This window comes from Priestia sp. HNGD-A6, assembly GCF_045784335.1.
GTDB lineage: Bacteria > Bacillota > Bacilli > Bacillales > Bacillaceae_H > Priestia > Priestia zanthoxyli.
The window spans coordinates 540,687-565,530 of the sequence record NZ_CP138621.1 but is presented as its reverse complement, the minus strand read 5'-3'; the positions used below and the strand labels follow the sequence as shown (position 1 = coordinate 565,530).

Below are 24,844 nucleotides of genomic sequence, written 5' to 3'. Positions count from 1 at the left end.
CTTAAAGGAGGGAGTAAAGGTGGAACAAATTTTCAAATGGTTACTAACCGTTTCTGGTGGAGTAATCGCTTTTTTATTTGGAGCGTGGACACCCATGTTAAATATTTTAGTGGCGTTAATGGTTATTGATTATCTGTCAGGTATGGCAGCAGCATCCATGAACGGGGAATTAAAAAGCCGTGTTGGATTAATGGGTATAGCCCGTAAAGTATTTATTTTTGCAATGGTAGCGGTCAGTCATTTGGTGGATTTATTGCTAATTGAAAACAAAATTGAAGTTGGTTATCTAGCTATGAGTGTTGTAATTACCGCTTATTGTCTAAACGAAGTGCTTTCCATTGTTGAAAACGCTGGAAAGATGGGTGTTTATGTTCCAGAACCATTAACCAAAGCAATTGCCGTTTTAAGAAGCAAGCCACAAAAAGAAGAAAAACCTGTTGTACCTTCAACTTTAGAAGTTCCAGCAGAAGTCAAAAAGGAAGAAAAAGAAGAGGTTAAGTAAGTCGCTGTTTATGCAGCGGCTTTTTTATATCAAAATTTTGAAAGGAAGATGAAAATGTATAAGTTTGAAAAATTACCGCAGTTAGTTGATAAACGAGGAAAATTAGTTCATAAAGGTTCATACAGCAAGCGTACAAAAACTATTACTACCCGTGTATGGCATCATTCATTAACAAAATTATCAGCTGGTGGATCTAAAATTGAATCATTCGCTGATTTTCATGTAAGAACAAACGGCTGGCCAGAAATTGCTTATCATTTAATCATTGATCCTAAACACGTTGTGAATGGCAAAGCCACTATTTATTATTGTGTAGATATTTCTAAGAAATCTTATCATGTAGGTAACAGTAATAACATTGGCTTGGGTATTTGTGTTATTGGTGATTATCGAACTGATAAACTCACTGATCCTACTATTCATTCAATTGTTGATCTTCATAAAGCTCTAGTTGCTGATGGAATTGGAAAGTACGATAAAGCCCATAATGAAATGCCTGGCTACTCTTGGAAAGCATGTTGCGTATTTGATTATAATAAGGCTTTTAAAGATGTCTTAGATGATATGCTGCCAGGATCTAAGCAACCTGATCCAGTACCAGGATTATATACAATTCAAGAGGGTGATACATTTTGGAGTATTGCTTTAAAAGATGGAAAAGAAGGTATTACTGTTGAGGATTTAATTGCTGCAAATCCTGGTGTAGATCCTAGTAAGTTGAAAGTAGGCCAAACGATTAAATTTGGGTCAGCTCAAAATTCATATACACCAAAGCCAGAAACACCTAAAAAAGATCAATCAGAATATAAATATCCTTTACCTTCTGGAATACTTAAAACGGGATCAACAGATAAAACAGGAATTAAACAACTTCAGAACGCTTTAAATGCTGTTTATTTTAAATGTGGTACAGTAGATGGAATTTATGGAGCTAAAACAAAGGATGCAGTTACACGTTTTCAAAAAGTCTACTTGCCATATGAAGTTGACGGAGTATTTGGTTCAAAGACAAAAAAAAAGTTACAAGCTGTCTTAAAATCCAACGGCTTTTAGTTGGTTTCTTTGCTCAATAAGTTTTATCAGAAAAATTTTTAAGGTGAACAAATTATGTTGTTTTTTAACAAATATTATCAAGTGGAAAATATATGTGTGTTAGAGTAGTACACATTTATAAAAAGTAAGTTTTTTATACATTTTTTGTTTATTGACCTTTTAATGATGTAAAGGTATATCATGAGTATGTATAATGTTTAAGTAGGAAGAGAACCCTTTACCCGAACTTTTGCCGCTCGAAAGTGGGTGAGCGGTTCCAATCCTTGAAGAGTAATTATCTTTATGAAAAATTTATATAGTATAGCTAAACTTATTTGAGTTGCTAATTATTTTTTACTATATTTATATCTTTTAATTAAAAAATGAGTAAAAAAGGTTCAGGTAAATTTGGATTTTTAATAAGGTAACTGTGCATATAGTGTAGAGGAACAGCACGACTGAAATTTTTAGAAGTCTAGATATAGGGAAAAACACCGCATTTAATAAATTGAACGATTAAATGTTTTATAAATAAGGAATTTAATATGTTAATTTTCTTTTTAGTCTAGATTCGTTACAGAGGTGTTATCCATCTAAAGAGGGGGACATTGTATGGATAGAGAAAAACTAGGGAATATCGTTGTCAGTACTTATAATGAAAAAGATCTTTCTCCAGTTTCTAACGCTCAAGTTGAAATTATGGATATGGAAGGGAATTTAGTTAAGACTTTAAAAACAAATGAATATGGTAATACAGAAGAGCTCGTTTTACCTGCTCGTTCACCTTATGATACCTCAGGAATCACTGGTAAGTATATAATATACGTTACACACACTAATTATCAGCCGGTAACTTTGAAGGGTATACAAATATTTGAAGGGTCTAAATCATTGCCAACAATTAAGCTTTCTGCTGTTAGGAATGATTCTGAATATGTTAGAAATAAGGTTTTAATAATGGAAGATACAAGATTACCAATAGAAAAAGAAATTCAAAGCTCTTACAATCTCTCTCATTTCTCTTTAAGCCCGACGTCTCTTTTACCCTCTACGTCTCACCATTCATATCATTCACCTGGTCTGTCGGATTCGGCAGCTCCTATCTTTTCTATAGGTCTTATAATCCCTGAATTTGTAAGATTACAGTTATTCTCTTCTAATGGAAGTGCTCGCACTGTAGAAGTTCCATTTATTGACTATATCAAAGGTGTGGCACATATTGAAATCCAAGGCTTTACAGAAGATGAAGCAATTAAAGCCTGTGTCATAGCAATGGTTTCTTTTACGTTAAATCGTATATATACAGAACATTATAGAAGACAAAATAAAGATTATGATATAACTAATAGCACTAAAGATCAAGATTATGTGGAACATTATACTCCTCAAGAGCCCTTAATTAGGAATATAGAAGAGGTCTTTAGTGACTATGTAGAATATCCTGGAGGGCAATCTTTTCCCTTTTTGACTCAATATTGTGGCAACTGTGGAACCCCGGGGTTATTAAATTTGACAGCAACTAGAGAATTAGCTAAGAAACAACAGCGATACATTGATATCTTAAAACATTATTATGGGCAAAACTTTAATACTCTCTCAGCTACTGGAATTATTATCAAAAATAGATTTTATAGTTTTATAGCTCCCATAAAATTAGGTAGTTCAGGGCAGGATGTATATTTACAACAACATTATTTGGAGGTTATAGGTAAAAATTATGGTATACCGACTTTCACAAAAGCCATTGATGAAAAAGGAGAATTTGGAAAGAAGTCTGAGGAAGCAGTTAAGTTGTTTCAGCGTCAAGCTATGAGGATGTCGAAAGAAAAGGCAAATGGAATAATTGATCGAAAAACCTGGTATACAATTTTAAATCGTTATCACAGTATTGTTGAAAATACATCTAGTAGGAATTATCATCCTATAAGCCCTCCACCTAAAAATATTCCTTTAAAGAAAAAAAAATTAAAAGAGACTGTAGAGTTTTTTCCATACCTTGCTTCTTGGATTTATATATGGACTAAAGAGAGTAATGGAAAAGAAGGCTTTTGGTTCTGGCCAGCTTATATTGCGATAGATCACTTTCAAGGTTATACTTGGAAAAATAATGACTCGGATTATATTCAGATTTATGATCGTGATATTTATGCAGTAGGGTACCCGCCCCAAAATGAATACGGAAGAAATTTACATCATCGAAGTAAATTCCAGGACATCACGGGGACTATGCTTATCACCAAAAAAGGTATAAAAAGGCTTAATATTTTACCTAATACGAGCTTATATATTTGTCAAACAATTTCAAACTTAAGGAATCATCAACAAACTTTCGTTGTGCTATACCCCAAAGTGGATATGTGGGGTAATTATACAAACGGAATAGCTAAGATTACTTTAGAAGAACTTTTAAAATCTTAAGCTGTTTGAGTCGGAAAAAATTTGTAGGCTTAAAATAGCTTTGAAAAATATATAATAAGAATTTCTGGCGTAAGCATATTTTCTAAGAAAATATCTTTTTAACAAAAGCTATCTAACTACAAAAAACATTGGTTAAGCCTTAACCAATGTTTTTTGTAGTTGTGAGACCCTTTATTTTATCTTTTATGCTTAATTTCCAACTTTTGTGATTGGGGATAACTTTTATAATGTTAATTAAGTTTGTATACTCTGGAGGAGTTTATCATGCAAAAAGAAGTTTTCTCATGATAAATTTTTCAGCAGTTGAATTTAACCCAACTAAGCCTTATTTAACTAATACTAATATTTGATTAGGCCCTGTACGCTTTATAACGCGATAACCAGTGTTTGAAGCTGTAGCAATCCCTTCATCATTTGGCTTACAATAGCTATTTACCTGTGCAGTTCCATCATCTCGAACTAAAAGTTTTCCAACAAGCCCAACAGGGACCCATTCTGCTCTTTGCAAACGTGGGATATATTCTTTTGAAGAGTCCCATTCAGGGTTTAATATAGGTTCAGTTTTTATAAAAGAAGATTGAATGACTTTTCCGTCACCATCTTTGATTTCTGGTACGACGACCTCATGGTATTGAACTTTTCCCCATTCATCTTTTACAAACAGATTATGCCAACGTAAATCACTAGCATCTGCAATCATTGCTGGGTTCGCACTAACTACCCCAAGAATATAATCATCCTTCGCATTTGCTTTTCGTATTTTATCTTCTTCTAAGGTTACAAAATAACCAAAGTCAATTGAGTTACCATCAACTGTTTCAAACATTTCAGCATAATCGGCTTGAGAACCAGCCAATACCGTGCCATCGAGATAAAGGTTTCCTGTCGCTCCTTCTATTACAGCTGAGTTTAATGTTGGTCCAACAGCAAGGCCATTTGCTAGATGCCAGGAAAAAGGGAAACGTGTGGTTCCATTTTGTCCCATTATATGAGAACCAATATGAAGGGCATTTACAACTGTATTTTGTCCCTCAGCATGAGAAAAATTGGCTTGTGCTTGTGTATTAAATCCTTCAGTATGAGAAGCTTCTCCACTTGCTTGTGTAGCATTTCCTTCAGCGTGGGAATAAGCCCCACTGGCAATTGTTGATCTTCCTTCGGCATGAGAAACGTCCCCACTAGCAGTTGTGAAAAGGCCTTCAGCATGAGAAATAGTCCCATTTGCTAAAGTGCTTGACCCCTCAGCATGAGAAACACCCCCAATGGCTTTTGCATCAACTCCTTCGGCGTGAGCAGCTAACCCAGCGGCTTCTGTAATAATTCCTTCGGTATGTGAAAAATTCCCACTTGCTTTCGTGCCATTCCCTTCAGCGTGAGAACCTTGACCAATAGCTTGGTTAACAGCTCCTTCAGCGTGAGAACTTTGACCAATAGCCTGTGTGCTAGTACCTTCAGCATGAGAAGCTATCCCACTCGCTTTTGTATTTAGTCCCTCGGCGTGAGAGCTATCGCCGCTTGCTGTATTGGGCAAATCACCTACTATATTGGTACCGCCTCCTTCAGCGTGAGCAGCTTTCCCGCTTGCTATGTTACCCAGTCCTTCAGCATGTGAAACATCGCCGTTCGCTTGAGTGAGACTTCCTTCCGAATGTGAAGCTATTCCATTAGCAGTAGTTTCTCTTCCTTCGGCATGAGAGCAATCTCCATTCGCTACAGAGTTACAGCCTTCAGCATGTGATCCAAATCCATTAGCAATTGTGTTGCTTCCTTCTGCATGGGAGCACGCACCTATTGCTTGAGCATTACAATTATTTGTTGGGTTTTTCTTTAATATTAAAATTAAGATAACTAAGACGTTAATGTTTATAAGACCGTTTGAATTTGAAAGATTGGTACTGGATGTATTGTTAAAAAGATTACTCACCTTTCCTATATTATTAAGTAACTGTATCCTGTTCATTAGCAAAATTCCTTTCCCATAATATAAACTCTGACACATTATATGTGATTTGATAAAGATAGTTTGTGTAAAAGCCTATTAATGAATAGATTAATCTTTTAAGAGGAGAACAGGTGATGTTATACAAAAAGCTTAGAGTATAAATCTTATGTAGGATGGAATTATAACCGTTATATGATGGTTTATATTTGGTATTTCTTAATATGAAAAGGGGATGTGATTAGGATTCAAAAAAAATCATCTAAATTTGGACTAGCTCTATCGGGTGGAGGGTTTCGGGCAGCATTTTTCCATATTGGTGTTCTTGCGAAAATGGCAGATTTAGGTCTCCTTCGTCATGTAGAAGTCATATCAACAGTGTCTGGGGGTTCAATAATTGGTTCCCTTTACTATCTTCATTTAAAAAAGCTGCTTCAAGAAAAACTAGACTGTGATATAAAAGATGAAGACTATCAAGAAATCGTTAAAAAGATTGAAGTTGACTTTCTTCAAGCTATTCAAAAAAATTTGCGTGCACGTACTTTTCTCAATCCTTTAAAAAATCTAAGGATGAGTTTACCTAATTACTCCCGGAGTGACCATATTGGAGAGCTTTACGATAAGTATTTATATCAAAAAGTTCTTGATCCTAATAACAACAGTCCTATTAAAATGAAATGTTTAAAAATAAAGCCTTATGGTGAAGAAAAGTCTTTTCATCCAAAAAAACATAATAAAAATAGAAAAGCAAAAGTACCAATTCTACTTATTAATGCTACAGTTTTGAATAATGGCCATAACTGGCGTTTTAGTGCAACGGGTATGGGTGAAACAAATACATGTAAATCAAATAATGAATTTTATAAAAATTTCCAATTAAAAAAAGTAAATTCTTACGAAGAAATAAATAATAAACATAAGAACTTTGAACTTGGTTGGGCTGTGGCTGCTTCAGCTTGTGTTCCTGGGATATTTGCGCCTCTAGCTATTAGCAATCTTTATCATGAGGGAGTTCGTGTACAATTAGTTGATGGTGGTGTTTATGATAATCAAGGAATTGATGGATTACTGGATGAGGAATGTACGCACTTTCTCATAAGTGACGCTTCAAAACAGATGGAGGATGAAAAAGAACCAGAAATACAACTAAATAACGTAATAAAACGTTCTAATAGTATTCTCGCAAATCATGTACGAGAACAACAACTCTCAAGAATATTTAAAGATTATGCAGATAATACCATACTCTTACATTTAAAAAAGGGAATTAAGCGGCGAGAAATATCTTATTATGAGAAAAATCCTAAATTCAAAAATAAAACTAAAGATTGTGAAACCGAATTACCGTCAGAAGTTTATGGTGTAAATACAGAGGTTCAGATACTTCTTTCTCGTATTAGGACTGATTTGGATTCATTTTCGGATGTAGAAGCTTTTTCTCTCATGTATGATGGTTATAAAATGGTTGAATTTGAATTAAATAAAAAGAGTATAAGAGACTTTGTCATAAATACCACACTAAGGAAGAAAAGTTATAATTTTTTTAAGGTAGAAGAATGGATGTCTCCTTCAACTATTGACTCTTATTATAAAAGTATTCTTGAAACCTCCAGTCAAAGACTTTTTAGAACTATGAAGTTAAATTCTTTTTTTAAAATTGTAACTATGCTAATGTTTATTTCGCTATGTGTAATCTTTGTAAGTGCTTTCGAATCCATATTTACTGAATGGGCAAATGATTATATAACAAAAGGGAATCTATTGTTAATAATCTTATTTACAATTACTCTCTTGGTTCTTAGAAAGAGGTTGTACGATAGCTTAAATCAAAATCCTGTTGTGAGGTTTTTACTAAGCTTTATACCAGCCATTTTTATATCAGTAGCTGGTCTCATCTGTGTTGGAATTTACCTCATTACATTTGATCGGCTATTTATATACTTAGGAAGTCTCAAGTGTTTAAATAAGATGCAAAAAAAACGAAGGTTAGCTAATAAGCAATTATCTTGATGAATAATGCAGAAGAACACATATTTAAAATAAATGAGTTGACCACGTAAATAACCAGATACTATCTAAAAAATGCTAAAAGATGCGAATGTAAAATAAGATATATGCAGGGAAGATGACGAATCTTTACTAGTTCATGAGCTACTTTGAAAGCCTTCGGTATTATACCTAAGCTATTCTATATAATTCTTGAATTTCAGAAAGAAAAAGAAAATGGGGCAGAAGTTTTGCCCCATTTTTGCCCCATATAATTTAATTTATAATGATATGTTTTGAAAATTAGAACCTAATAAGAATCAATTAAATAGCTCTACAATAGCTTCACTACATATTATGAAACCCGCTTGTTTTTTTAAGAAAAAGATGGGGTTTTTTTACGGGATTAAATGTTAGAATATTTAAAAAGGAGGAGTGACATGCAAGTAGAGCAAAAAAGTGTAAGCAGCCAAACTAATAAGATTACCTATACATATATTAAAACAGGAGGGCCTCGCATTTGCTTTATGTTTTCAGGGCTAGGCTATACGTACGAAAAGCCCCTGTTGTATTATGTAACGATGCTGATGATAAAACACGGAATTGACGTGGTTCAGATTCACTATACATATTCAAAAGAGCTGATGACAAAGTCTACAGATGAGATTGCAGACGTTATGATGAAAGACATTTGTTTAGTGCTGCAAGACGTTTTGCCTCAAAATAGCTATAAAGATATCATATTTGCAGGGAAATCGCTTGGGACCATTCCTCTAATTCAGCGAGTTATGAAAGATGAAGTTTACAAAGACGCAGTGATGCTTTTACTGACGCCGCTTTTAACAAGAACAGAACTGTTTGAAAGTTTACTAAAAAGCTCTCACAAAGGTCTTCTTGTAATAGGAAGTGGTGATCACTATTATACTGAAGAAGTTTATCGATTAAAAACAAATCCAATGAATATTGCGGTCATCGAAAATGCCGATCATTCATTGGATGTTTTATATGCTCCAGCAGAATCGTTAAGGGTGCTGGGAACCGTTTTGGACGGCATAGAACAGCTTCTGTGAGACAGGAAATAAGGAAAGGAGAACAAAATGGATACGCTACGTGAAATTATTTGCGAAAAAAGAGCCTACAGCTATTCACCTCATACTCATGATCATAACTACAGTCAGCTTTTGTTTCCGCTAGCAGGCGCTCTTGATATTCAAGCAAGCGAGCAGCACTTAACGCTGCAAGAAGGATGCTTTTACATTCCGCCTCGTCAACTGCATACGTATCAAGCTAAAAATACAAATGAATGTTTGGTTGTTGATATTCCTTTGAAATTTACAGAAGGTGCGCATCTTTCTCAAGAAGCAGCTTTTATTCAATGGGATTCAACGTGGAAAGCACTTCGCTATCTGTTACTTGAGGGGCTTCAAAAAAGCACTGACAGGGGGGCGCTTGAAGATTTAGTCCGTTACGTTCAGCATTATTTACCAAAGAAGCAAACGTTTAAATCCATTGATTACCTTCATGCTAACTTTAATCAAGAGTTAAACATGGAAAGTCTTGCTAAGCTGGAAAATTATCATCCTGCCTATTTTTCCACTTGGTTTAAGCAAAAAACGGGTTATTCGCCTCAAAGTTATGTAGCGCATATACGTTTAAATAAAGCAAAAGAACTGTTAAAAGAGAAGGACTACTCGGTAACGTATATTGCGCATGAAGTGGGCTATCACAGCTTGTCTTCATTTACGAAATGGTTTGTAAAACAAGAGGGAGTCTCACCGACGCGATATCGAAGTATCTTAAAAACAGACAAATAAGATCATAAAAGCGGAAAAACTTTTTTCTTTCTTTTAGCTATGATAAAAGAAAGGAGATGAAACGATGAATACTTCATTATCAAAAATACTTATTTTATGTGCCGCAGTTTTGTGGGGAACAACAGGAACCGCCCAAGCTTTAGTATCTGCTGAAGCGCATTCCGTGGCTATTGGAGCCGTACGTTTAGCGGTAGGGGGACTATCGCTTCTTACAGCTTGTCTTATACAAAGAAAGAATGTGGACGTAAGACGTTTTCCTATTTTGCCTCTTGCGGTTGCTGCAGCAAGTATGGCCGCTTATCAGCCGTTATTTTTTTCCGCTGTCATTAAAACGGGTGTTGCAGTAGGCACAATGGTGGCAATTGGCAGTGCGCCTGTTTTATCAGGAGTATTAGATTACATAGTGTACCGCAAGAAACCTACAAAAAAATGGTTGCTTGCTACGGTTACTGGTATTATAGGGTGCAGCTGCTTGTTGTTAAAAAAAGATACTCAAATCGACGTGATAGGTTTGGGTATGGCGATAGGAGCAGGGGCGTCTTTTGCTTGCTATACGACTGTCAATAAAAAAATTGTTCAGCATGTTAATCCGCAAGTAGGAGCTTCGCTTGTGTTCACAGCCGCCGCCGTTTTACTGATACCATGCTGGTTTATGTACGATATGAGCTGGCTAGTCTCTTTAAATGGAATGGGGATTGCTCTTCATTTAGGAATACTTACGACGGCGATTGCTTATGTATTATTTTCTACAGCGCTTAAGTCAGTGCAAGCGTCTACCGCGGTAACGTTATCGTTAGCAGAGCCCGTTACCGCTTTTTTACTTGGCGTCTTTTTCTTAGGAGAGTCTCTAACTTTGGTCAACATATGCGGAGCAGCACTAGTATTTGCTAGCTTAGCGTTTTTAACGTATTCTCCGAAGTCATCGCTAAATCAAGAGGTGCGTATATAAAAAAATCCCCTTTCTCTATAGAAAGGGGATTTCTTATTAAGCGTACATACTAGCTACTTGTTTTTGCAGGTTGCTGTCTTCTAAATACTCATCGTACGTCATTTGCTTGTCAATTACTCCATTTGGCGTAATTTCAATTACACGATTTGCAATCGTTTCAACGAACTGATGGTCATGAGATGTGAAAATCATTGAACCTTTGTAGCTGATAAGTCCATTATTTAGTGCTGTGATTGATTCTAAGTCAAGGTGATTCGTAGGGTCGTCTAGTAAAAGAACGTTTGAACCGCTTAGCATCATTTTAGAAAGCATACAGCGAACTTTTTCTCCTCCGGAAAGAACGTTGGCTTTTTTCAACACTTCTTCACCAGAGAATAGCATTCTACCTAAGAAACCGCGTAAGAAGCTTTCGCTTTGATCATTAGGTGAATACTGACGCAGCCAGTCTACTAGGTTTAAATCTCCGTTTTCAAAGTACTCGGAGTTGTCTTTTGGGAAAAAGGCTTGAGACGTTGTGACACCCCATTTGTACGTACCGCTGTCTGCTTCCATTTCACCCATTAAAATCTTCATTAATGTTGAATTTGCAAGTTCGTTTCGGCCTACAAGAGCAATCTTGTCATCTTTATTCATAATAAAGCTTACGTTATCGAGTACTTTTACGCCGTCAATTGTTTTTGTTAAACCTTCAACGCGAAGTACGTCATTTCCAATCTCACGTTCCGGCGTGAAGTTCACGTATGGGTAACGACGAGAAGAAGGACGGATGTCATCTAATGAAATTTTATCAAGCAATTTTTTACGAGACGTTGCTTGTTTTGATTTCGATGCATTTGCGCTAAAGCGAGCGATAAAGGCTTGAAGCTCTTTAATTTTTTCTTCTTTTTTCTTGTTTGCATCTGACGCCATTTTTTGTGCTAATTGACTTGATTCATACCAGAAATCATAGTTACCAACGTAGACTTGGATTTTACTGAAGTCAAGGTCAGCAATGTGCGTACATACTTTGTTTAAGAAGTGACGGTCATGTGATACAACAATGACTGTGTTTTCAAAGTTAATTAAGAACTCTTCTAACCATTGAATTGCTTGGATATCCAAGTTATTCGTAGGCTCATCTAGAAGTAATACATCAGGTTTTCCGAATAAAGCTTGTGCAAGAAGCACTTTTACTTTTTCACTACCCGTTAGTTCAGCCATTTTTTTGGCGTGAAGATCTTCAGAAATACCTAATCCTTTTAAAAGAATAGCCGCTTCTGATTCTGCTTCCCAACCGTTTAATTCAGCAAATTCACCTTCAAGCTCAGCTGCTTTCATTCCGTCTTCATCTGTGAAGTCTGCTTTCATATAAATAGCATCTTTTTCTTGCATTACTTCATAAAGGCGAGCGTGCCCCATAATAACGGTTTTCATAACTTCTTGATCTTCATATTCGAAGTGGTTCTGTTTTAAGACAGCAAGGCGTTCGCCAGGGCCCATATGTACATCACCAGTCTGAGATTCAATTTCACCAGATAAAATTTTTAAAAACGTTGATTTTCCAGCACCGTTTGCGCCGATTAATCCATAGCAGTTACCAGGCGTGAATTTAATATTCACATCTTCAAATAACTTTCGGTCGCCAAATCGTAAACTTACATTACTAACTGTAATCATGTATGAGCAGTCCTCCAAATTCAATATCTATAAAATTATACCATTCTTTTGAGATAAGAGCGATATGAATACAATATTTCAAACATAAAGTGTAACCGACACTTTAAGCACTCGTCAACCATTTAAGGGATTTTTTGAGCGGTAACGCTTGATTATTCTAGCATTCACCAAAACTTTGAGCAGCAAACTAATATATTCAGGGAAACAGAAATTGTTGAATATATATTGTTTTTTATTGAGCTATACGGATACAATCTATGAAAAACGTAGACGGTTTAAAAAACGACTCTTCACGCTTCACTTTTATGTTCAAAACGAAAGAAAGCTCTGAGGAATAACCTGAGAGCTTTCTAAATTTATTATTCAAAAATATAAGCCAATGCTTGAAGAGCCTGTTCTGCCGTTTCGACTACAACTTGCGCTTTGTTTGATAGTTCTTTAAGCGGGTGATGCAGTTTTTCAGGGCGAACCAAAATTAGCGGTTTATCTAATGCGATGGCTGTTGCCGCATCCATTGCGCTGTTCCACTGTTTGTATTTTTCACCAAATAAAGCAATGACCACATCAGATTTTTTAAGGAGAACCTGTGTGCGTAAATTATTAATTTGAGAAGCAGCTTCATCTTTTAAGACAGCGTTAGGCTGTTTTCCTAAAATTTCTTCTCCAATGTTGTCGGAGCGGTCATGGTCTGTCATGGGACCGACAAAGGTAAGGGGAAGGTTTAATTGTTTTGCTTGGTTTTTAATTTCGTCTCGCCAGTTATCGTGAATTTGCCCGGCAAGGTATACGGTTAAGTTCATTATGTAGAAGTCCTCCTCTAACTAAGATTTGTTTTATTTTATCAAATGTAAGCGGATAATACGAATGATTTGAATGGGCTACTTTTCCAAAAATAAGGTTATAGTAGACAAATAGTTAAAAAAGAGAAACAATAGAAGGCGTATTGCTAATTAAAGAAAGGATGTACATGATGACAGAAACAGTGCTACAAGTAGATCATGTCAGTAAAGTAATTGGGAAGAAAACCATTTTGCATGATGTATCCTTATCGGTTGAGCGCGGTGAGATTTTCGGATTGCTTGGTCCGAACGGATCTGGAAAAACAACGCTCATTCGTACCGTCGTAGGACTCATTAAAGAAACAAAGGGAACAATTACCGTCAATGGTTTTCCTTTAAAAGAACAGTTTACATCAGCTATGAAATCAATTGGAGCGATTATTGAAAATCCTGAGTTTTATGATTATCTGACGGGCTATCAAAATTTAAAACACTTTGCGAATATGCATGAAGGGATCACAGCAGAACGCTTGGATGAAGTGATTGCGCTAGTAAAGCTTGAAAACAGCATTCATGCAAAAGTGAAGACGTATTCCCTTGGGATGAGACAGCGTTTAGGAGTAGCTCAAGCTATTTTACATAAGCCTGCATTGCTTTTACTAGACGAACCAACAAATGGTCTAGACCCAGCGGGAATGAGAGAATTTCGTACATATTTACAAACCCTCTGCAGGGAAGAAGGTATTTCAATTTTAATCGCGAGCCACTTATTAAAAGAAGTGGAAGCATTATGTGACCGCGTTGGTATTATTCAAAACGGCGAGTTAAAAGCTGTTCAAGATCTATCTCCAAATCGTCAAGATCAAGGGATGTATGTAGAATTTGAAGTATCTGACGTGCAACAAGCAGCGGATCTTTTATCTCAAGAATTCCAAGTAACAATAAAATCCGATAGTATTGATGTAGTGATTATGAAAGAACAAATTCCAGCTGTGAATAGAAAATTAGTGGACAGCGATATTTTAGTCTACCGAATCACTCCTGTTTATGAGACGCTTGAAGATTCGTTTATGTCCGTTACGGAGGGAGAGCACCATGCTTAAGTTAATTCAAAATGAACACATGAAATGGTTTCACAAAAGAAGTACAAAAATCACGTTTATCACAATCGGTATTTTAACTCTTTGTATGGCTCTTTTAATGAAGAAAGTGGCAAACAGCGCAGGAACGGAAGACAACATATTGAATTTCCTGTCATTTAGTGCAGGCATGCTGATCCTCGTTCAATTTTTCGCGCTTGCTGTTGGAGGATCAATGGTTGCAAAAGAGTTTGAAGCGGGTACCATTAAGCTTCTTTTAATTCGCCCTGCTAGACGTTCAACGATTTTAACGTCCAAGTACATAACGCTCATTTTAATTAGCTTGTATTATTTGCTGAGCTATTTGCTTTTTTCGTTTGTATGGGGAGCATTGTTCTTTGGATTTGCCAGTCTAGAAGGAGATGCGCAGCTGCTTAAAAACATTACGCTTACGTATGACAGCGCGTATATGGAAACGTTTATGATGATGACGTTCGCATTCATGCTGTCGTCTTTATTTAGAAACAGCGCGCTTGCTTCAAGTCTAGCTATTGTCGTAAGTATTGGGGCGAAAGCAGTAACTGGGATAGTATCACAGTTTGGTCTATGGTGGGGGAAATTTTTACTGTTCGCCAACACAAACTTTGTGCAGTATATGGACGGAATGAAGACGATGTTTGACGGAATGACAATTCCATTTTCAATCTTCATCTTAGTTGCACACTTTGTCTTCTTTATGGGCGTAGCATGGGTGGCGTTTTTAAAACGTGACGTAGCTAATTGATGTGAGAATTTTCACACTATATATTTTTCTAAAATAGCATTTGACAATTAAATAAAAAGAGATTACAGTAGTGAAAGACTATTTTTAAAACAACTACAAACTTCTTATCAAGAGAGACGGAGGGACTGGCCCTACGATGTCTCGGCAACTGGCTGTACGCAGTGCGGTGCCAAATCCAGCAGACGATGTTTCGTTTGGAAGATGAGAAGGGTAATCTTATGATACAAATAAGAGACCTCTTCTTATCAATAAGAAGAGGTCTTTTTTTATTACGTAAACAAGAGGTGTTAAGAATGGAACAACAAAAAGGAAACGGCTGGGCGCTGTTACCGCTGGGCGTCTTTTTAGTCCTGTTTGTCGGATCAGGAATTATAACGGGAGATTTTTATAAGCTGCCTGTATTAGTAGCTATTATCATTGCAGCCATTGTGGCGCTGGCTATGAACCGCAAAGATTCACTTAATGTAAAAGTGGAACGCTTTGCTAAAGGAGCAGGGCATCCTGATATCATTATTATGGTACTTATTTTTATTTTAGCAGGTGCTTTTTCAGAAGTCGCTAAAGGCATGGGAGCTGTTGATTCAACGGTAAACTTAGCTCTGTCTGTGCTTCCGCAAAGCTTAGTGGTAGTCGGAATCTTTGTTATTGGCGCATTCATTTCAATTTCGATGGGAACGTCAATGGGAACGATCGCTGCGTTAGGGCCTATCGCTGTAGGAATCAGTGAGCAGGCGCATGTATCCATTACATTGGCAATTGCTGCTGTTGTTGGTGGTGCAATGTTTGGAGATAATTTATCCGTAATCTCTGATACGACCATTGCGGCAGTTCGTACGCAAAAAACAAATATGTCAGATAAATTAAAAGTAAACTTTTTCATTGTCCTTCCTGCAGCGATTGTTACAGTGATTTTATTACTTGTAATGACGCTAGGCAATACGTCATCAGTAGAAATTAAAGATTTTAGCTGGTTTAAAATCTTGCCTTATGTCGGCGTACTCGTTGCTGCCATATTTGGTGCAAACGTATTAAGCATTTTAACCGGAGGAATTGTATTAGCCGGCGTAATTGGATTAGCTGACGGAAGCTACACGCTTTCTTCTCTTGCTAAAACTGTGACAGAAGGTATTGGCGGAATGTCGGAATTAATTATTTTATCTCTTTTAATTGGCGGAATGGTTGAACTCATTCGCTATAACGGCGGTATTCAGTTCTTATTGAACCTATTAACACGACGCATTCAAACAAAAAAAGGCGGAGAATTCAGTATCGCCGGATTAGTAAGTTTAACCAATTTAGCCACGGCTAATAACACGATTTCAATTATTACAGCAGGTCCGTTAGCGAAAGAAATCTCTGATAAGTATTCAATTGACAATCGTAAATCAGCCAGTCTGCTCGACTTGTTTTCATGCAGCGTTCAAGGGCTTATCCCTTACGGTGCACAAATGCTTCTAGCAGCAGGATTTGCTAAAGTTTCACCGATTGAGATTATTCCATTTACATTCTATCCAATGTTAACAGCGGTTTGCGGTATCATTGCAATTGTAATTGGCTTTCCTCGTTTAAATAAAAAATCAAAATCATCTAAAGAAGCTGCGTAATATCAAACCCTTAAAAAGAACATTCTTTTTAAGGGTTTTTTACTGTTTGAAAAAATCAGTCGGCTTTTTTTCATCTAGCTCCTTCCAAAGTGTCTCATTTTGTTTAAGTGCATAAGCCGCTCCTCCGATTTCAATTCCGCATAATAAAATGAATAACAAAATACCCATGATATGACCTCCTTATACAAGTGAATAAAAACATGATTGTAACGGGTTTAGCTTATTGCTTTTTCACTTTATAATGAGAATAAAGTATGAAACGCGTTTCAGCGCAAGAGAAAAAGGTGAAAACATGACAAATATCCGAGATATCGCAAAAAAAGCTGGTGTATCTGTTTCGACCGTGTCACGGGTTTTAAATCATCATCCGTATGTAAAAGAAGAAAAGCGCCGTCTGGTAGAAGAAGTAATTCAAGAACTTAATTACGAACAAAACATTAATGCCGTTCACTTATCAAAAGGGAAAACAAATATGATTGCCGTCGTCTTGCCTTTTATTAATCATCCTTATTTCAGTCTGCTTTTAGAAGGAGTGGCCTCTCAAGCGTTAGAAAAGCAGTATCAGCTTGTTATTTGTCAGACGAACTATGATGTAAAAAAAGAAGAAGAAGCGCTTCATATGCTAAAAACAAAGCAGGTTGATGGAGTGATTATTTGTTCTAGAGCAAGCAGCTGGAGCACGATTGAATGCTATCAGCAGTACGGGCCGATAGCCGTGTGCGAAAACGTACAAAATCGTTCTATTCGCTCCGTATACGTTGATCATTATGCAGCTTTTAAGAAAGCGCTCATGTATTTGAAAGAAAAAGGATATACGGATATTGGCTACTGTATTGGAAGAATGACGGGTACAAATAGTCAACAGAGGCAGCAAGCATACAAAGAATATGTAGAAAGAATAAATGAGCCTTATCATCCGGAATGGGTGTTTCAAGGCTGTTTGAACGTGACAGATGGTGAAAAAGTGGTAAAAAAATTGGTGCAGATGAAAAATCGGCCTCAGGCGCTTTTAGTAACAAACGATCAAGTCGCTATTGGTATAAAAGCTCAGTGCGAACAAGCGGGTATATCAGTTCCAGGCAATTTAGCTATTATTGGTTTTGATAATCATCCGCTTTCTTCTTATTTACAAATCACAACGATCGAACTTCCTCTCAAAGAAATGGGCGAAACGCTTTTTAAACTAGTCAGGAGCAAGGATCCTCAAAAAATTGAGCTTCCTTTTCGGTTTATTGAGCGTAAAAGCGTATAAATTCTTGATGATCTCACCACGTGTTTTTATCGGATAAAATGAGTAAAAGCGGACATCATACGAGTAAAGAAAGAAGAAAAGGATGATGATCGTGGAGAAAAAAGAATATCAAGTAGGAGATCAAGTATTTGTTATTTACCGAAATCCTCATACGGCAAACGTTGCTAATATTAATCAAGCTGAAATTGTTGAACACCCTGAAAATAAAGGTGAAAAAGCGCTGTTTCTGCATGAGTCTTATCATTTGTTAGCTGAAGATGATGCTGTGTATTCAACGTATGAAGAAGCAGAGAACATGTATAACAAGATATTTGATTATGAACAATATGATTGACGAAAGGCTCTCTTAAATAGAGAGTCTTTTTTGATGTGGAAAATAATTACCATGGATAGAGTCTTTTTATTTTTCAAACGCTATTAGTATTAGAAAAAAGGAAGTGTACATGATGATAAAACCTTTTGTACCTCAATTAGTATACATTGAGCCAGGGGCAATGGAGTACCCGCTTGGTGTTCAATTAAAAGAAAAATTTGAGAAGATGGGAATTGAGATTCGTCAAACAACTTCTCATAATCAAGTGCGTAATATACCGGGAAAAAATGATTTGCAAAAATACCGCAATGCCAAGTCCACTTTAGTAGTTGGTGTGCGTAAAACCTTGAAATTTGATACATCTAAACCGTCAGCTGAATATGCAATACCTTTTGCAACAGGGTGTATGGGGCACTGTCACTATTGTTATTTGCAGACAACAATGGGAAGCAAACCATATATTCGCACGTACGTGAATGTGGAAGAAATATTAGGTCAAGCAGAGCAATATATGCAGGAAAGAGCCCCTCAAATAACGCGATTTGAAGCGGCTTGTACATCTGATATCGTAGGAATTGATCATTTAACACATTCATTAAAGCGCGCGATTGAATATTTTGGGGAAAGTGAACTAGGTCAACTGCGCTTTGTGACTAAGTTTCATCACGTGGATCATTTATTGGATGCTAAACATAATGGTCGCACGCGCTTTCGCTTTAGCATAAACGCAGATTATGTTATAAAAAACTTTGAACCTGGTACATCTCCTCTTGATTATCGGATTGAAGCTGCTAATAAAGTTGCAAAAGCCGGATATCCACTTGGCTTTATTGTGGCGCCTATTTACATTCATGAAGGTTGGCAAGAGGGATACCGTCAGCTGTTTGAGAAGCTTGATGCTTCTATACCTGAAGAGTCAAGAGATGATATTACATTTGAAATGATTCAGCATCGCTTTACCAAGCCGGCCAAACGAGTGATTGAGAAAAACTATCCGAAAACAAAGCTTGAGATGAATGAAGAAGAGCGCCGCTACAAATGGGGGCGTTACGGGATTGGAAAGTATGTATACGCAAAAGATGAAGAACAAGAATTAAGAGAGACGTTGGAATATTACATTGATCAGTATTTTCCAAATGCGAAAATCGAGTATTTTACGTAATTATTCTACAGTAATTGAAAAGTTATTTTGACATCTTAGTCGAGATAGCTTTTCAATTTTTAATGTGCAAAATAAATTGGTTGCTAATAAGCTGAAAAAAGAGGTTATTTGTATCTCTTGTCGTATTACATACATAAGGGAGGTGACTGAGATGTTAAAAAATGAAGAGTTTGCGCTAACAAAAGAATTAACAAAAGAACAGCAAGAAGCTGCACGAAATTTTATTCAAGTGTTGTTCCAAGAAGGTTTATCTGAATTTTGGAACATATTATGTGATATCGATAAGTCTCGTATTTACGGCTTGTATGAAGCAAACCACTATTACGATTCGGATGTTGAACTACATGGATTTGTACAAGAAATTAGAGATAATGTAAGAGCGGTTTATGCGCCTCTTCAAGGGCAAGGAGGTATTTCGACGAAAGTTCGATATACAAGCGAAGGAAAGATGTATGTATACATATTAGGAAGTGGTGAAAACCCGAGGGTATATCCTGTTGGATTAATGCCCGAGACCTACATTGAAGAAGAACGTTTTTCTCAGCGTCTTCAAATTAGCATTTATAACGATGAGTTTCGAAACGTTGCGCTGTAAATTATATATAAATGGAAAAATAAAGAATAATAAAATTAATTTGTTAAAATAGCAATATTTGGGGTATGTAATAGGTATAACATTAAAAAGGGGTGAAAGAAATGCATTATTATCGTATTTCAGAGGGAGACCATGAAGAGTATTGTGAAACGATTCTGCTTCATGAAAAGAAGTTTTGCAAAGAAACATTTCAATCTATGGTGCGAGAAGCAATGAACAATAAGCCAGGTAAAATTGACCGTGTGGATATTGTTAAATATTTAATTGGTCATCATAGCTTTCAAGTAGCCCACATCGAAGCGGGATTTCACAGTACATACAGCGAGAAAGTGACATAAAAAAGGCAGCACATCCTATACAACGAACTTTTCTTTTGAAAAGGGCGCTGTATTTTTTTTTGCTAAAAATAGAATGTTTCTAAGTAATATTCCTTTTAATGGTATAATAGTTAAGTGTTGTAAGGTATACATATAAAAATCACAAATACTTTAAAGAGAAAGGGTGAGGAAATATGGAAAACGAAAGAATAGAAGAGCTTGAACGAAAAATAAGCAGTTTAGAAGAAGACGTAGCCAAGCTAAAGTCGCTTGTATATAAAACAAATTCTCCAAGACCAGCAGTTCACGCTCCTCCCAAACAGCGCGAGGAGACGACTAAACGTCCTGCTCAAACAGCAGCTAAAAGCTCACAGGCAATAGAAGAGCCTGTTGATTGGGAAAAAGTCCTTTTTCAAACATGGCTGCCGAGAATTTTTATTTTCGTATTTATTATTGGCGTGCTATGGGGATTTAAAGCAGCCTCTGACTATGGATTAATGAATGAAAAAGCAAAAGTTGTTCTCGGTTTCGTTGTTTCGATAGGTTTTGCTGTGACAGGTCATTTCCAAATCAAAAAGGGTAGGCTGGTGCTCGGGCAAGTACTTGTAGGAGGAGCTATTCCTATTCTCATGTTAACGACGTTTGCGATGCATAGCCTATATCATTTAGCAGGACCAACGCTTGCTTTTATGCTAAATGCGAGTTGGATCATCTTAGGAATTGCAGCAACAGTCTTTTATCGTTCACAGGCATTAGGGATTATTAGCGCGGTTGGAGGCGTACTAGTTCCTTTTCTTATTGAAAGTAATTCGCCTAATGCTCTGGTTTTCATTGGCTATGAAACGTTTCTGTATATTGCCTTTTTATATGTGGCAATCAAACAAAAATATTCAATTTTATATGTTCTTTCCGCGGTACTATTAAATCTTACGCTACTCATTTATTACTCGTTTGTTGGTGATAATGGTGTAAAAGCGTTATTAGGTATGGCGATTCTGATTCAGCATTTATGCTTAATTTCTAGCTTTTTTCTATCACAATCCGTACTCCAATTATATGCGTTTACCCTTCTATCGAGTTTAGCAGTTACGTACGGCTGGCTGCTTGCCGTTTTTGACGATGGCATGACCACCATGGTGCTGCTTGCGCTAGTTATTATTTACGCATTAGGTGTTTACACAGTAAGAAGTTCTAAAGAGAAATTTGAATTTTTTATTACCTATTTAATTGTTGCAGTAGCGTTTTTTATTCATCAGCTCGTCGATTTAAGAGAAGGAGTCATTTTATATGTGATTCAAGGACTTGCTGTTTACTATATCGCCATGACGTATAAAAATCTACTTCATCAACTGTTTTCTTATACGATTTATATACTGAGTGCCACGTATATCTTAGTTACACCAATCGAACAAGTGCTGTCTCTTCCGACATTAAATTGGGTTGTTGTGTTAGCTTCTATTCTAGTATTTGTATGGATCAGTATTCAAAAAACAGAAAAAGATGAGCACGATACGTTCAAAATTGGAGGAAGTATTGTTTTTTCTATTCTTTCTTTAATTTTTGCAACGGAAGTGACGGCCGCTGGCACCAATGATCTTTCCGCTAATACGCAAACGCTTATTATGACGGCTGTTTGGCTATGTTTGGCCATTGCTGCATTCGTAATAGGATTACTTCGAACCTTTAAAACAGCCACGTATATCGGTGTCGGCCTGTTATTTTTAACACTTTTCAAACTTGTTTTATATGATTTACCTTTTATTCCAATGGCTATACGTGCCTTACTATTTATCGTCTTAGGAGCCATCGGTTTAATTATTTCGCGCCTATTTTATAAAAAGAAGTAGCTAAAAGCTGAAGAGAAATTCTTCAGCTTTCTTTATTATAATATGATTATGTAAACTTAGCCTTGAAGTCGTACAAAAGGTATCCAATCATGTATAATGGAACAAGTGAATTGGAGGTATACATAAAATGAAATCACTTGTATTAGCAGAAAAGCCAAGTGTAGCACGTGATCTTGCGCGCGTGCTTGGCAGCACACAAACAAAAAAAGGGTATATTGAAGGGCCAAAGTATGTCGTAACATGGGCACTCGGCCATTTAGTTGAATTACAAACACCAGAGGATTATGATAACCAATATAAAACGTGGCGATTAGAAGATCTGCCAATTATGCCTGAGAAAATGAAACTAAAAGTAATTCGTAAAGTAAGCTCTCAGTTTCGCACAGTATCTGATTTAGCAAAAAGAAAGGATATTGGAGAGTTAATTATTGCGACTGATGCAGGGCGTGAAGGAGAGCTTGTAGCACGTTGGATTATGGAAAAGGTACGCTGGAACAAGCCGTTTAAACGCCTTTGGATTTCGTCTCAAACGGATAAAGCAATTCGTGACGGGTTTAAACAGTTAAAACCAGGAAAAGAATTTAATCGCTTGTATGATTCAGCGGTTTGCCGTTCAGAAGCCGATTGGCTTATCGGTTTAAACGTAACGAGAGCGTTAACGACTAAATACGAAGAACCATTATCAGCGGGACGTGTACAAACACCGACGCTTGCGATGATAATTGAGCGTGAACAAGTAATTAACACATTCAAACCTAGTGAATATTGGACGCTTACAGCTCAGTTTTCGTCGTTTGAAGCAGCTTGGCAAAAGGGTAATGAAAAGCGCATTTTTGATGAAAAACGTGCAAAAGAGCTGCATTCAAAATTATCAGGTGAAGCAGTTGTGAAAACAATCAAGCGTAAAATGCATAAAGAAGCGCAGCCGCTTCCTTATGACTTAAATGAACTGCAGCGCGACGCTAACAAACGCTTTAACTTCTCTGCTAAGAAGACATTGAATGTACTTCAAAAGTTATATGAACAGCATAAGTTAGTCACGTATCCACGTACAGATTCTCGTTATTTAACAACAGATATGGTTTCCACTATGAAAGAGCGCTTGGAAAGCATCTCTGCTGTATATAAAGAAGAAGTTCGTCCAATTTTAAAAAATGCACAGCTGCCAAAGCGAGTGGTTAATAATGAAAAAGTAAGTGATCACCATGCGATTATCGTAACGGATCAGCCTGTGTTTTTACAGGACTTATCAGCTGATGAACGAAAGCTGTATGACTTAATTGCAAAGCGATTTATTTCATTGTTTTATCCTGCATATGAGTATGAAGTGGTTAAAGCAGAGCTTGAAGTAAACGGGGAACTGTTGGTAGCGAGCGGAAAGCAAGTCGTGAATGCAGGCTTCAAAAAAATTTCTGGTGGAGACTCAGAAGCAACGGTGAAGCTGCCTGATATGAAAGAAGGCAGCAAGCTACTCATTCAAAATGTAACGATGAAAAGTGCATTTACAGAGCCGCCGCAGCGCTATACAGAAGCCGATCTTCTTGGACAAATGGAAAAACACAACTTAGGTACGCCGGCAACACGCGCAGATATTATTGAAAAACTTCTGCAAAACGAATCCATTGATCGCCAAAATAACCGTCTGCACGCAACAAAAAAAGGAAAGCAGCTGATTGACTTAGTAGCAGACGAGTTAAAGTCTCCTGAGCTTACGGCTAAATGGGAACGTGACTTAGAAGCAATTGCTAAAGGAAAAGGAAATGCAAAAGAGTTTTTAACGAATATTCGCGAACAAACAGAAAAGCTTGTCAAGCAAGTAAAAACAAGTAATCAAACGTACAAACCTCATAATTTAACGGGCTCTAAATGTCCGGAATGCGGTTCGTTCTTAAAAGAAAAGAAAACAAAGCAAGGAAGAGTGCTCGTTTGTTCAAGCCTTGAGTGCAGCTATAGACGCGCAAAAGACCCTAAACTATCGAACCGACGCTGTCCGCAGTGTCATAAACGAATGGAAATTCATTCAGGAAAAGCAGGTACGTACTTCCAATGCCGTTCATGTCAAGTAGTGGAAAAAGCCGAGGACAAAAAGAAAAAGATTTCAAAACGAGAAGAACGAAAGCTTCTTAACAAATACAACGATGACGGAGCATTTGGTTCAAGCTTGGGAGATGCTTTAAAACAAGCTCTTCAAGATAAAAAAGATAAGTAAAGTAGAAGTGCGATACCATGGTATCGCACTTTTTTTGGTATAATATGGATTAAGTGATGAGTAAGCAAGGTGGCGTGGAACAATGAAAAGAAAAAGCAGGGGAATGAATCGGTTAATCGCGTTCTTTATAGTAGGAACGATGGTACTAATCATTTTAGCTATCTTAATGGGAAGCTACTTTTTTGGTTTTATAGGCTTCCTTAGAGTGATGGGAGTGGAGTATGACTCTTACTGGGCCATATGTTTATTTCTATTTTTTATTTTTGTGTTTGGCTCTATCACAGAGCTTTTTTCAAAGGCGCTTATTTTTTTAATGAAGAATGCTAGGATGAACAGAGTATTATTTGTAGCATCTGCAGCTTTTGTGGACATATTTTTTACTTTTCTATCGGTTTATATAGCAGACTTGCTTGTAAGCGGAATCCGTGTATCTATTTTAGCGATGATTATTTTATCCGGTTTATTTTTTTTGTTAGAGAGTGCATTGGATAGTGAGTTTCTACGTAAAAAAACAAGCTGATGAAATTGTTCATCAGCAGCGCATCAACAAAAAAAGCGCATCATATCAAGCTTCAATGCTATTTAAAGAACTCTGTAACATATTTTT

The 24,844-nt window shown here is 36.7% G+C and carries 22 protein-coding genes and 1 riboswitch; of the genes, 18 read left to right on the top strand and 4 right to left on the bottom strand.

Going from position 1 to position 24,844, the window contains the following annotated elements; all coding sequences use genetic code 11:
• Positions 1–19: 19 nt before the first annotated feature.
• From SCI76_RS02915 to SCI76_RS02905, 3 genes are all read left to right on the top strand, one after another.
• Complete coding sequence (locus SCI76_RS02915; protein ID WP_407545026.1) at positions 20–502, top strand: holin family protein; 483 nt, start codon at positions 20–22, stop codon at positions 500–502.
• A 54-nt stretch (positions 503–556) separates the two neighbouring features.
• Positions 557–1,555, top strand: coding sequence for a peptidoglycan-binding protein (locus SCI76_RS02910; RefSeq protein ID WP_407545025.1), 999 nt, complete (start codon positions 557–559; stop codon positions 1,553–1,555).
• A 591-nt stretch (positions 1,556–2,146) separates the two neighbouring features.
• Positions 2,147–3,952 carry a SpoIID/LytB domain-containing protein gene (locus tag SCI76_RS02905; protein ID WP_407545024.1) on the top strand — a complete coding sequence of 602 codons (1,806 nt, stop codon included), beginning with the start codon at positions 2,147–2,149 and terminating at the stop codon, positions 3,950–3,952.
• 325 nt (positions 3,953–4,277) lie between these two features.
• Here the strand turns inward: SCI76_RS02905 and SCI76_RS02900 are convergent, their stop codons facing one another.
• The gene (locus SCI76_RS02900) at positions 4,278–5,912 is read right to left on the bottom strand and encodes a peptidase G2 autoproteolytic cleavage domain-containing protein (protein WP_407545023.1); all 1,635 of its coding nucleotides are present in this window, start codon (positions 5,910–5,912) and stop codon (positions 4,278–4,280) included.
• A gap of 216 nt (positions 5,913–6,128) precedes the next feature.
• Between SCI76_RS02900 and SCI76_RS02895 the strand changes: the two genes are divergently transcribed.
• The 4 genes from SCI76_RS02895 (at position 6,129) to SCI76_RS02880 (ending at position 10,640) form a co-directional block, all read left to right on the top strand.
• On the top strand, positions 6,129–7,901 hold the full coding sequence (locus SCI76_RS02895; protein ID WP_407545022.1) for a patatin-like phospholipase family protein: 1,773 nt from the start codon (positions 6,129–6,131) through the stop codon (positions 7,899–7,901).
• A 416-nt stretch (positions 7,902–8,317) separates the two neighbouring features.
• On the top strand, positions 8,318–8,947 hold the full coding sequence (locus SCI76_RS02890; RefSeq protein ID WP_028413466.1) for a hypothetical protein: 630 nt from the start codon (positions 8,318–8,320) through the stop codon (positions 8,945–8,947).
• A 27-nt stretch (positions 8,948–8,974) separates the two neighbouring features.
• Positions 8,975–9,691 (top strand): AraC family transcriptional regulator, encoded by a 717-nt coding sequence (locus SCI76_RS02885; protein WP_328180128.1) that lies wholly within the window; start codon positions 8,975–8,977, stop codon positions 9,689–9,691.
• Positions 9,692–9,755: 64 nt separating this feature from the next.
• On the top strand, positions 9,756–10,640 hold the full coding sequence (locus tag SCI76_RS02880) for a DMT family transporter (RefSeq protein ID WP_407545021.1): 885 nt from the start codon (positions 9,756–9,758) through the stop codon (positions 10,638–10,640).
• Between the two features lie 36 nt (positions 10,641–10,676).
• On the opposite strand, the gene SCI76_RS02875 is transcribed toward SCI76_RS02880, so the two are convergent.
• Together SCI76_RS02875 and SCI76_RS02870 are read right to left on the bottom strand one after the other, a co-directional pair.
• The gene (locus SCI76_RS02875) at positions 10,677–12,296 is read right to left on the bottom strand and encodes an ABC-F family ATP-binding cassette domain-containing protein (protein WP_013083037.1); all 1,620 of its coding nucleotides are present in this window, start codon (positions 12,294–12,296) and stop codon (positions 10,677–10,679) included.
• Positions 12,297–12,655: 359 nt separating this feature from the next.
• A complete protein-coding gene (locus SCI76_RS02870) occupies positions 12,656–13,096 on the bottom strand; it encodes a YtoQ family protein (RefSeq protein ID WP_168760730.1) in 441 nt (146 codons plus the stop codon).
• Positions 13,097–13,266: 170 nt separating this feature from the next.
• Between SCI76_RS02870 and SCI76_RS02865 the strand changes: the two genes are divergently transcribed.
• The 3 genes from SCI76_RS02865 (at position 13,267) to SCI76_RS02855 (ending at position 16,542) form a co-directional block, all read left to right on the top strand.
• On the top strand, positions 13,267–14,178 hold the full coding sequence (locus SCI76_RS02865) for an ABC transporter ATP-binding protein (protein WP_034265850.1): 912 nt from the start codon (positions 13,267–13,269) through the stop codon (positions 14,176–14,178).
• Positions 14,171–14,938 (top strand): ABC transporter permease, encoded by a 768-nt coding sequence (locus tag SCI76_RS02860; protein WP_168760731.1) that lies wholly within the window; start codon positions 14,171–14,173, stop codon positions 14,936–14,938. Before SCI76_RS02865 ends, SCI76_RS02860 begins: the two co-directional genes overlap by 8 nt.
• 101 nt (positions 14,939–15,039) lie before the next feature.
• A riboswitch (SAM riboswitch) is annotated at positions 15,040–15,146 on the top strand.
• An 85-nt stretch (positions 15,147–15,231) separates the two neighbouring features.
• Positions 15,232–16,542 (top strand): Na+/H+ antiporter NhaC family protein, encoded by a 1,311-nt coding sequence (locus SCI76_RS02855; RefSeq protein ID WP_048021033.1) that lies wholly within the window; start codon positions 15,232–15,234, stop codon positions 16,540–16,542.
• A 39-nt stretch (positions 16,543–16,581) separates the two neighbouring features.
• Here the strand turns inward: SCI76_RS02855 and SCI76_RS02850 are convergent, their stop codons facing one another.
• A complete protein-coding gene (locus SCI76_RS02850) occupies positions 16,582–16,710 on the bottom strand; it encodes a hypothetical protein (protein ID WP_255219815.1) in 129 nt (42 codons plus the stop codon).
• A gap of 124 nt (positions 16,711–16,834) precedes the next feature.
• On the opposite strand from SCI76_RS02850, the gene SCI76_RS02845 reads away from it, so the two are divergent.
• The 8 genes from SCI76_RS02845 (at position 16,835) to SCI76_RS02810 (ending at position 24,757) form a co-directional block, all read left to right on the top strand.
• Positions 16,835–17,794 carry a LacI family DNA-binding transcriptional regulator gene (locus SCI76_RS02845; protein WP_168760732.1) on the top strand — a complete coding sequence of 320 codons (960 nt, stop codon included), beginning with the start codon at positions 16,835–16,837 and terminating at the stop codon, positions 17,792–17,794.
• Positions 17,795–17,879: 85 nt separating this feature from the next.
• Positions 17,880–18,128: a transcriptional regulator SplA domain-containing protein gene (locus SCI76_RS02840; protein ID WP_033578899.1), complete on the top strand. Its 249-nt coding sequence runs from the start codon at positions 17,880–17,882 to the stop codon at positions 18,126–18,128.
• Positions 18,129–18,240: 112 nt separating this feature from the next.
• Positions 18,241–19,269, top strand: a complete 1,029-nt coding sequence (splB, locus tag SCI76_RS02835) for a spore photoproduct lyase (RefSeq protein ID WP_025752275.1) — start codon at positions 18,241–18,243, stop codon at positions 19,267–19,269.
• A 151-nt stretch (positions 19,270–19,420) separates the two neighbouring features.
• Entirely contained in the window at positions 19,421–19,864 is a 444-nt protein-coding gene (locus SCI76_RS02830; RefSeq protein ID WP_407545020.1) for a hypothetical protein, read from the top strand.
• Between the two features lie 101 nt (positions 19,865–19,965).
• On the top strand, positions 19,966–20,202 hold the full coding sequence (locus SCI76_RS02825) for a hypothetical protein (RefSeq protein WP_013056931.1): 237 nt from the start codon (positions 19,966–19,968) through the stop codon (positions 20,200–20,202).
• A 173-nt stretch (positions 20,203–20,375) separates the two neighbouring features.
• Entirely contained in the window at positions 20,376–22,028 is a 1,653-nt protein-coding gene (locus SCI76_RS02820; RefSeq protein WP_221833369.1) for a DUF2339 domain-containing protein, read from the top strand.
• A gap of 127 nt (positions 22,029–22,155) precedes the next feature.
• A complete protein-coding gene (locus SCI76_RS02815) occupies positions 22,156–24,237 on the top strand; it encodes a DNA topoisomerase III (protein WP_048021026.1) in 2,082 nt (693 codons plus the stop codon).
• An 82-nt stretch (positions 24,238–24,319) separates the two neighbouring features.
• Positions 24,320–24,757, top strand: coding sequence for a YrvL family regulatory protein (locus SCI76_RS02810; RefSeq protein ID WP_048021025.1), 438 nt, complete (start codon positions 24,320–24,322; stop codon positions 24,755–24,757).
• The last annotated feature ends 87 nt before the right edge of the window (positions 24,758–24,844 follow it).